Annotated in this window: 6 protein-coding genes; all 6 read right to left on the bottom strand. The window is 65.4% G+C overall.

Annotated features, from left to right (window positions below):
- The coding region (locus tag QZ079_RS06275; protein ID WP_297036521.1) for an ABC transporter permease at positions 1 to 1,004 on the bottom strand (1,004 nt) is incomplete at its 3' end.
- Between the two features lie 169 nt (positions 1,005 to 1,173).
- The gene (locus QZ079_RS06270) at positions 1,174 to 2,178 is read right to left on the bottom strand and encodes an ABC transporter permease (RefSeq protein WP_297036518.1); all 1,005 of its coding nucleotides are present in this window, start codon (positions 2,176 to 2,178) and stop codon (positions 1,174 to 1,176) included.
- On the bottom strand, positions 2,175 to 3,845 hold the full coding sequence (locus tag QZ079_RS06265) for an ABC transporter substrate-binding protein (RefSeq protein WP_297036516.1): 1,671 nt from the start codon (positions 3,843 to 3,845) through the stop codon (positions 2,175 to 2,177). The genes QZ079_RS06270 and QZ079_RS06265 overlap by 4 nt, the downstream gene beginning before the upstream one ends.
- 221 nt (positions 3,846 to 4,066) lie before the next feature.
- Positions 4,067 to 5,494: a CCA tRNA nucleotidyltransferase gene (locus QZ079_RS06260; RefSeq protein ID WP_297036514.1), complete on the bottom strand. Its 1,428-nt coding sequence runs from the start codon at positions 5,492 to 5,494 to the stop codon at positions 4,067 to 4,069.
- 283 nt (positions 5,495 to 5,777) lie between these two features.
- Positions 5,778 to 6,701: a 1-phosphofructokinase family hexose kinase gene (locus tag QZ079_RS06255; RefSeq protein WP_291288280.1), complete on the bottom strand. Its 924-nt coding sequence runs from the start codon at positions 6,699 to 6,701 to the stop codon at positions 5,778 to 5,780.
- Between the two features lie 123 nt (positions 6,702 to 6,824).
- Positions 6,825 to 8,094: phosphoenolpyruvate--protein phosphotransferase (gene ptsP / locus QZ079_RS06250; RefSeq protein WP_297036510.1), on the bottom strand; the 1,270-nt coding region annotated here is incomplete at its 5' end.

The following is an 8,094-nucleotide window of genomic DNA, read 5'->3' as shown; positions in this document are numbered from 1 at the left end:
CACCGCGTTGGCTCCTGCGCGACCGCTCCCGCCACGGCCGCGTCTCCCCCGCCGCCAGCGCGATCCCAGCGACCATCTCCCCCACTGCGTCGACATTTTTCGACAGAATTGCCCGCCACAGCGCTAAAACTGGCGGAAAATGTCGACGCAGCGGAAGCGGCTGTCGCCAACTCGGCAGAAGCTGCCGTCGCCAACGCGGTGGAGCTCGTCGTCGCCGACGTTGTGGAAGCGGCCGTTGTCAACGCGGTTGGCGCTGCCGTCGCCAACGCGGTGGAAGCGATCGTTCGGCAGACCATATCGAAGAGCAGCACCACGGCGAGCAGGGCAAGGCCGGGAAAGACGGCGAGCCACCATGCACCCGCGGTGAGATAGGTAAGCGCCTCGGAAAGGATCACACCGATCGCCGGCTCCTCGGGCGAGAGACCGAACCCCAAGAACGTGATGGATGCCTCGTGGAGCACCGCATGGGGAAAGAGCAGGACGAGACCGATGAGGTACTGCGGCAGCACGTGCGGCACGAGATGTGTGACGGCGAGCCGCAACCGCGACACACCCAGCGCACACGAGCACGCCATGAAGGGTTGGGCGCTTACCTGAAGCATCTCCGCGCGCAGCACGCGGGAAAGGCTCGGCCAGTGCGTAAGGCTCACACCCACGAGTACCCCGAGTGTTCCGCGGCCAAGCGCATAGCTTACGAGGATAAGCAGAATGAGGTGCGGAATGCCCATAACGAGGTCCGTGAGCCATTCGATCGCGGCGTCGAGGCGACGCCCGCCGAACGCAGAAGCCACAGCAAACACGATCGCGACGACGGAGGACACCGCCGCCGACGCAACCCCGACGAGCACGGACGTGGAGAGCCCGGCGAGCGTGCGGCAGAGCATATCGCGCCCCATCCAATCCGTGCCGAAGGGATGCGCGAGCGAGGGTGCAAGGTTTTTCTGGGCGAAATCCGTCGCGATGGCGGCGTCTGCGAGCGCGCGGCCTGCGATAGCGATCGCCACGAGCGCAAGCGTGGCCGTGATAAGCAGACGAAGCGCGCCCCGGCGACTGCAGCCGTACCGTCGTGACGAAACATGGAGCGTCGACGCTGGGAAAGACGCGGCGCTGCTGCTAGATCCAAGCCGCACGTTCACGCGAGAGCGGGTGCGGACACGGCTTTCGGCAGACTCGTTACGCAAGGTGTCCACCCCCGTTTTGAAGACGCGGGTCGACCACGCGGTAGAGCACGTTCGCACACGCGTTGCCCGCAAACACGGCGGCCGAGGTGACAAGCGCAATCGCCACGAGCAGCGGGGCGTCTCCGCCCAAACCCGCCGTGACGGCCGCCTGCCCTAATCCTGGATACGAGAACACCTGCTCCACAAGAACGGAGCCACCCACGAGCTCACCCACCTGCGCGCACAGAAGCGAGATCGCCGGCAGCACGAGGTTGCGCACGCCATGGCGAACCACGATGCTCCCCTCGCCCTCACCGCGCGCGCGGGCGAAGCGCGCATAATCCGACCCCAACACCTCGATGGTCTTCTCGCGCGTATGGAGCGCGACGTTGGCGATGCCGGTGAGCGAGAGCACGAGCGCGGGGAGCGCCATGTGGTGCAGGCGCGCCGCGAGCGAGACCTCGCCCGCCGCCCCGATGGGCGCCGCAAACCCCACGGGAAACCAGCCAAGGCAGACGCTGAAGACCATGAGTGCGATGAGCGCGAGCCAAAAGGCTGGTGTGGCGGAAAGCACATAGCACCATGCTCGAATCGCACGATCCGCAAGACCTCCTGCCCGTGCGCCCGCCACGACGCCGAGCATGATGCCCAAGAGCCCCGCGAGCACCCAGGCGCATGCGAGCAGACCGAGCGACGCCGCGATCCGCTCCGCAAGCACATCGGTCACCGGGGCGTTGAAGCGCAGGCTTTCGCCGAAATCGCCCCGCAAGGCGTCCCCGAGCCAGGATGCATAGCGCTCGATCAGCGGCTCGTCTGCGCCCCAGCGCTCGGCGAGCTCGGCGCGACGCTCGGGTGCCATCGTGGCGTAGGCCGCCTGTCCCACGTTCGCCTGAACGGGGTCGATGGGCGAACTCGCCACCAGCATGAACGTGATGAAGCTCACCGCGAGCAGCAAGGATGCGAGGCGAACGAGCGGGAGCACGGCGCTTCGCATGAGTCGAGCGAGGCGTGCGGTCATCGGTCGCGCCATGTCCAGCGGTCGACGTTGTTCGCAAGCGACCAGCCGTGCCCATGCGGATGCGGCTTCTGCGCGGCGACGTCGAGCCCCGCGCGCTTGAAGTACAGGTGGTCGACGTTGGCGATCCATGCCCAGGTCGCCGCGCCCCTTGGCGCGAAGCCGTCCTCGCCGTCCCACGCGGCGAGCTGCCAGTGGGCGTAGGAATCCTCGATGTCGCTCGCTGCAAGGGCGTCGTCCAAATGAGCGTCGATCGAGGCGCTCTCGTAGCAGGCGTAATTCCCCCATCCGGTGGAATAGTTGAGCGCATAGACCTCGATAGGCGAGTTCGAGCCCCAGCCCCACAGGACGGGAGCCTCGTACTGGTGCAGGTAGACCTCATCCCAGCTGCCGCCGCACGGAACCGCCTCGATGCCGATCTGCGCGAGCTGATCGGCAACCTCGTAGGCCATCGCCTGCCGCACGGAATCGTCAGACGAATACCAGAGGTCGAACGCCGCACGCACGCCATCTTTTGCGCGGATGCCGTCGTTGCCGGCACGCCAGCCTGCGGCATCGAGCAGCTCACCGGCGGCGGCCGCGTCGTATGCGACCTCCATGTCGGCACTCGACCACGGCATGCCGTCGCTCACGCTGAAAGCAGGCTTGCCGAAGCCCTCGAGGACGTTTGCGATCACGCGGTCGCGGTCGATCGCCGTGCAGATCGCCCGCCGCACCGCGACGTCGCAGGTCGCATCGTTGCCCGCGCTGTATGCGATATCGCCATCCTCGACCTTTGTGGAACCGGCGGGGATCGCGGGCAGCGAGATGCCGCGCGAGTCGACCGTCGCATAGCTTACGAGCTCGTAGCTAGAAAACGCCTGGTGAGCATGGGTGGCGAACGTATAGGCGATGTCGACCTCCCCTGCCGCCACGGCCGCAAGCGCCGCGTCCTCGTCCATGAAGACCACGACGACGCGCTCCATCGCGGGCGCCTCGCCGTAATACAGAGGGTTCGCGCGAAAAATCGCCTGCTGGCCGGGATCCCAGCGCTCGAGCACGTAACGGCCGGATCCGATGGGTGCCGACCCGTAGCTCTCGCCGTAAGCGTGCTCGGGTACGATGCCAAGCACCGCGAGCGTGTAAAGGAGCGCGTTGTAGGGCTTCTTCAAATGGAGCTCGACGACCGTGTCGCTTGCGGCAACGGCGCGCTCCACCATGGTGAGGTCTGCCTCGAAGGTCGCGCTGGAAGCGGCCTCGTTCAGCGTGAAGGCGACATCCGAGGCCGTAAGGGGCTCGCCATCCGAGAAGACGACGTCGTCGCGCAGGGTGAACGTCCAGGTGAGGCCATCGTTGGAACAAAGCCATTCCGTTGCAAGGTCGCCTTGGAACGCAAGGTTTTCATCGGTCGTGATGAGCGTCGACTGGATGAGCGGCTCATGCACATGCTCGCCGCAGCCCCAGGACACCAGCGGATCGAAACCCGCTGCAGGCTCGCTCGAGGTGTTCATGGCGATGACGACCTGGCGCGCCGGGTCTACCTCGCTGTTTGAGCCGCTGCCGAAGGAGCCGCTTGCCGCTTGCCCTTGCTCCCCTGCGCAACCGGCAAGGGCGGCCGTGCCCACAAGCGCGCAGCCCGCCGTGATGAGTTCCCGACGCGTGAGAATACGCGTATCGACCTGATGTTCCATTCCATCCATCCAGTGTTACGAATTGCCAGATTCGTGTTACCGATAGGATGATAGCAACACTTTGGGGACGGGGTCAAAAGTGTTACCCGGCGGCGTGGTACGGAACCTGCCGGGAGATGTCAAATTACCCCAGGAGCGTCTGGGTTCCGGGAGATGTCAAATTACCCCAGGGGTTATTTGACATCTCCTGTCCCAAAATGCACCTGTCCCTTTTTGGGACATTACAGGTTGAGATACGCTAGGAGGGCGGAGCGGTCGTTGGAGACGGCACCGTCGATTGCGGCATCGAGCGCGCGTTGCAGCAGATCGCCCACTTGCTTGCCCGGCTTCACTCCCGCCGCGATGAGATCGCGCCCGCCCAAATCGAGGGTAGACAGGCTATACGCCTCGCCCGTCGCCACGAGCTCACGCACCATCTCGCGCATGCGCTCGATCTCTTCGACATAATAGAAGCACGAGGGAGCCTTGCCGAAGGTATCGGCGCGCTTGAGGTCGAACAGCTCATTCATGAGACGAATCGTATCGACGCCCGCCCCCGCAAGGCAGCTCATCATGCGCAGAAGGCTGCGACGCTCGGCCTCAAGTGGACGGTCGTGGTAGCGAATGAGCAAGCAGGCATCGCGCACAAGCTCCTTCGGACACGAAAGCCGCTCCATCACGACGCGCGCCGTCTTGGCGCTGAGCTCCGGATGCCCATAGAAGTGGCCGTTTCCGCGCTCGTCAAGCGTGAAGCAGGAAGGCTTTTCCACGTCATGCAAAAGCGCGGCCCACATGAGCGAGGGTGAAGGCCCTGCCGCGGCACCACGGCCGCGTGCCTCCTCGCCCGCGACCGAAAGCACGCGCGCCGTGTGCTCGTACACATCGTATACGTGGTAGCGGCTGTGCTGGCCGAATCCCCGGCACAGCGCGAGCTCCGGGATGGCAGCGCACATGATCTCGGGATAGCGCACGAGCGCGCCGCCGGCGCGTCCCGTCGCCAAGATTCCCTCGAGCTCCCAGCCCACGCGCTCGCGCGCCACGGCATCGAGGAGCGGGGCACAACTCGCCAGAGCCGCAGCCGTCGCAGGTTCTATGGTGAAGTCGAGCCGACACGCGAAGCGCACGGCACGGAGCATACGCAGGGCGTCCTCTTCAAAGCGCCGCTGCGGCTCCCCCACCGCGCGAATCTCCCGGCGTTCAAGGTCGCCCGCGCCGTCGAAGCAATCGAGCAGACCGCGCGCGGGGTGCCACGCCATCGCATTCACGGTGAAGTCCCGACGCGCAAGGTCCTCCTCAACACTCGCCGCCCGCTCCACGCTTTCCGGATGACGCCCATCAGTGTAGAAGCCGTCCAGGCGATACGTCGTGACCTCGATGCGCTCGCCGTCTGCAATCGCCGTGATGCCGCCGAATTTCGTACCCGATTCCACTACGTCGATGCCAGACGCTCTGAGCGCCCGGGCACTCTCCTGCCACAGGCCGGAACAGCACACGTCGATATCGTGGTTCGGCGCACCCAGGAGCGCATCGCGCACCCATCCGCCCACGATCCACGCCTCGAGCCCCGCACCTTCGAGCACGCTGAGCACACGGAGCGCGGCCTGAGTGGGACGCGTTCCGTTCAGCGCGGGAGGCGCGACGGCAGCGCGCTTCGCATCGACAGCCTCCATCGCCCCTCCTTTCCCGCTCGAGCGACTGCAGCCTTCTTCAATCGCTCCTAGCTTACCATGAGCCGAGCGGATCGCGCCGTATGCGCAAGGCGTGGATGGCCTCTCCGGGCGAACCCTCCGCGGCCAATCGAGCGCTTATGATGCAAACTAATCCGTTTGAAGGGTCGCTAACGGATACATCTTCATCCTCAGGCACCGAAACAAGCACCCCGCGCACGACGCTCAAACATGAAAAAGCCCCCGTGCCAGGCACGAGGGCTCAAAACGCAGATTCAGCTGAAGCCTAGAGCTTGCGCACTGTCACGCGGCGGCTGTACTCGTCCACGTGGCCGAAGTCGCCCAGGCCGACGCTCTCGGCAACGTTGGCGCCGGTCGCCATCGCGAGCTTGAGCGCCTCCTCCACGTTGTCGCGGTCGTGGTACCACTTGAGCAGGAACGCGGCGAGCGTGCAGTCGCCGGCGCACACGGAAGACACGAGCTTGATGTTGAAGTCGCGCTTCGCGTACCAGATGTCCTCGCCGTTCGAGAAGTAGGCACTGCCACGGCTACCCATGGTAAGCAGCACGTTCTGCACACCGGCCTCGTGAGCGAGCGCGAGCGCGCGGCGGGCATCGTCGTCCGTGTCGATCTGCACGCCGAAGATCTCGCGCATCTCGTGGTGGTTCGGCTTGATGAGCAGCGGATGCGTGGCACACAGGTCCTTGAGCTTGTCGCTCGAGAGGTCGAGCACCACGTCGGCGCCGCGCGCCTGCGAGTGGGCGACGACCTGATCGAGGAAGTCCTTCGACGCCTTGCGCGGCAGCGAGCCGGACACGACGAGGCACTCGAGGTCGCCCGTGGTGTCGAGGATCTTGTACAGCTCCTGCTCGCCCTGGGGCGTGAGCTCAGGACCGGGGTTCAGGATACCGTACTCGTTCTCGCCGTCGTTGAAATAGGAGTTGATGCGCGTGACGCCGTCGATCCACACCGGGCGGCAGAGGCATCCGGTGTTCATGGTCTCCTCGACGACGTACTTGCCGGTGAAGCCGGCGAAGAAGCCGAGCGCGACGGAGTCGACGCCGAACTTCTTAAGCGCGAACGAGACGTCGAGACCCTTGCCGTTGGCGGTGTAGCCAGCGGAATGCGAGCGGACGTTCTCGTTGGGGATGAGCGGCGAGCACATCACCGTCATGTCAACGGCGGGGTTGGCGGTTAGCGTATAGAACACGAGCAGCCACCTTCCTTTCACAAGAAACTGCATGGCGCAAGCATAGTCGCGCCATGCAGTGAATGCAAGCGATAGCCAAAAGCTTACGGTTCCCTAACGGGAAGCGCGCTTAGGCCGGACAGCCTACTTGCGCGCGGCCTCCTCGAGCGCAGCCTTGACCTCGTCGGCGGTCTTGAGCTGCATGACCTGCTCCTCGAGGGCGTCGGCGTCGGCCTTCGTCCACTGGGAGATGGCCTTGCGGGTGCGCAGGACGCTCGGCGCGGAGACGGAGAACTCCTCCATGCCCCAGCTGATGAGCAGCGGCGTGAGCAGCGGGTCGGCAGCGGCCTCGCCGCACATGCCCACCATGATGTCCTTCTTCACGCCCTCGACGATGATGTTCTTGATGGCGCGCAACACCGCCGGGTAGTACCAGCTGTAGAGGTAGGACACCTTGTCGTTGCCGCGGTCGGACGCCATGGTGTAGCCGGTGAGGTCGTTCGTGCCAATGGAGAAGAACGCGGCCTCCTCGGCGAGGTCGTCGGCGATGTTGGCGGCAGCGGCCGTCTCCATCATGACGCCGACTTCAATGTTCTCGTTGAAGTCCACGCCCTCGGCGCGAAGCTCGGCCTTGCACTCCTCAACGAGCGCCTTCACCTGGCGGAGCTCCTCCAGGCAGGTGACGAGCGGCACCATGATCTTGATGTCGCCGAACGCGCTCGCGCGCAGGAGGGCGCGGAGCTGCACCTTGTACTCGTCCGGGTTATCGAGGCAGTAGCGCACGGCACGGTAGCCCATGAAGGGGTTGTCTTCCTTCTGGAGCTTGAGATACGGGATCTCCTTGTCGCCGCCCACGTCGAGCGTGCGGATGATCACCGAGGCACCCTTGAGCGCAAGTGCCACGTTCTGATACGCCTGGAACTGCTCGTCCTCGCTGGGAAGCGACGTCGCATCCATGAAGAGGAACTCGGTGCGGAAGAGGCCGATCGCCTCGCCGTCGTGCTCGAGCGCTGCAGGCACGTCGCCGGGGCCGCCGATGTTCACCGCGAGCACCTTCTTGATGCCGTCGGCCGTGGCGGTCTCAACACCGCGGAACGCCTCGAGGGCGGCCTTGTCGGCAGCCATGGCCTCGGCCTTGGCGGTGTAGTCGGCGAGCGTGGCCTCGTCCGGGTCGAGGATGACCTGGCCGTGCGTGCCGTCGACGATCGCCGTGGCACCCGGACGCATGGCGGCGCAGCTGTTCACGACCGAGAGGACGGCCGGAATCTCGAGGGCGCGCGCGATGATCGCGGAGTGGGAGGTGCGGCCGCCCACCTCGGTCACGATGCCGGCAACGTTGTCCTTGTCGATCGTCGCGGTCATGGACGGGGTGAGGTCGTGCACCACAATGACGGACGCCGGCGGGAGCGTAGAG

The sequence above is a fragment of the uncultured Enorma sp. genome, assembly GCA_905210055.1.
GTDB lineage: Bacteria > Actinomycetota > Coriobacteriia > Coriobacteriales > Coriobacteriaceae > Enorma.
This window is presented reverse-complemented; position numbering and strand designations above follow the sequence as displayed.

Excerpts from the sequence above, each read along its gene's own strand:
- QZ079_RS06270 (WP_297036518.1), bottom strand. The coding sequence starts at position 2,178 with ATGACCGCACGCCTCGCTCGACTCATGCGAAGCGCCGTGCTCCCGCTC.
- QZ079_RS06265 (WP_297036516.1), bottom strand. The coding sequence starts at position 3,845 with ATGGAACATCAGGTCGATACGCGTATTCTCACGCGTCGGGAACTCATC.
- QZ079_RS06260 (WP_297036514.1), bottom strand. The coding sequence starts at position 5,494 with ATGGAGGCTGTCGATGCGAAGCGCGCTGCCGTCGCGCCTCCCGCGCTG.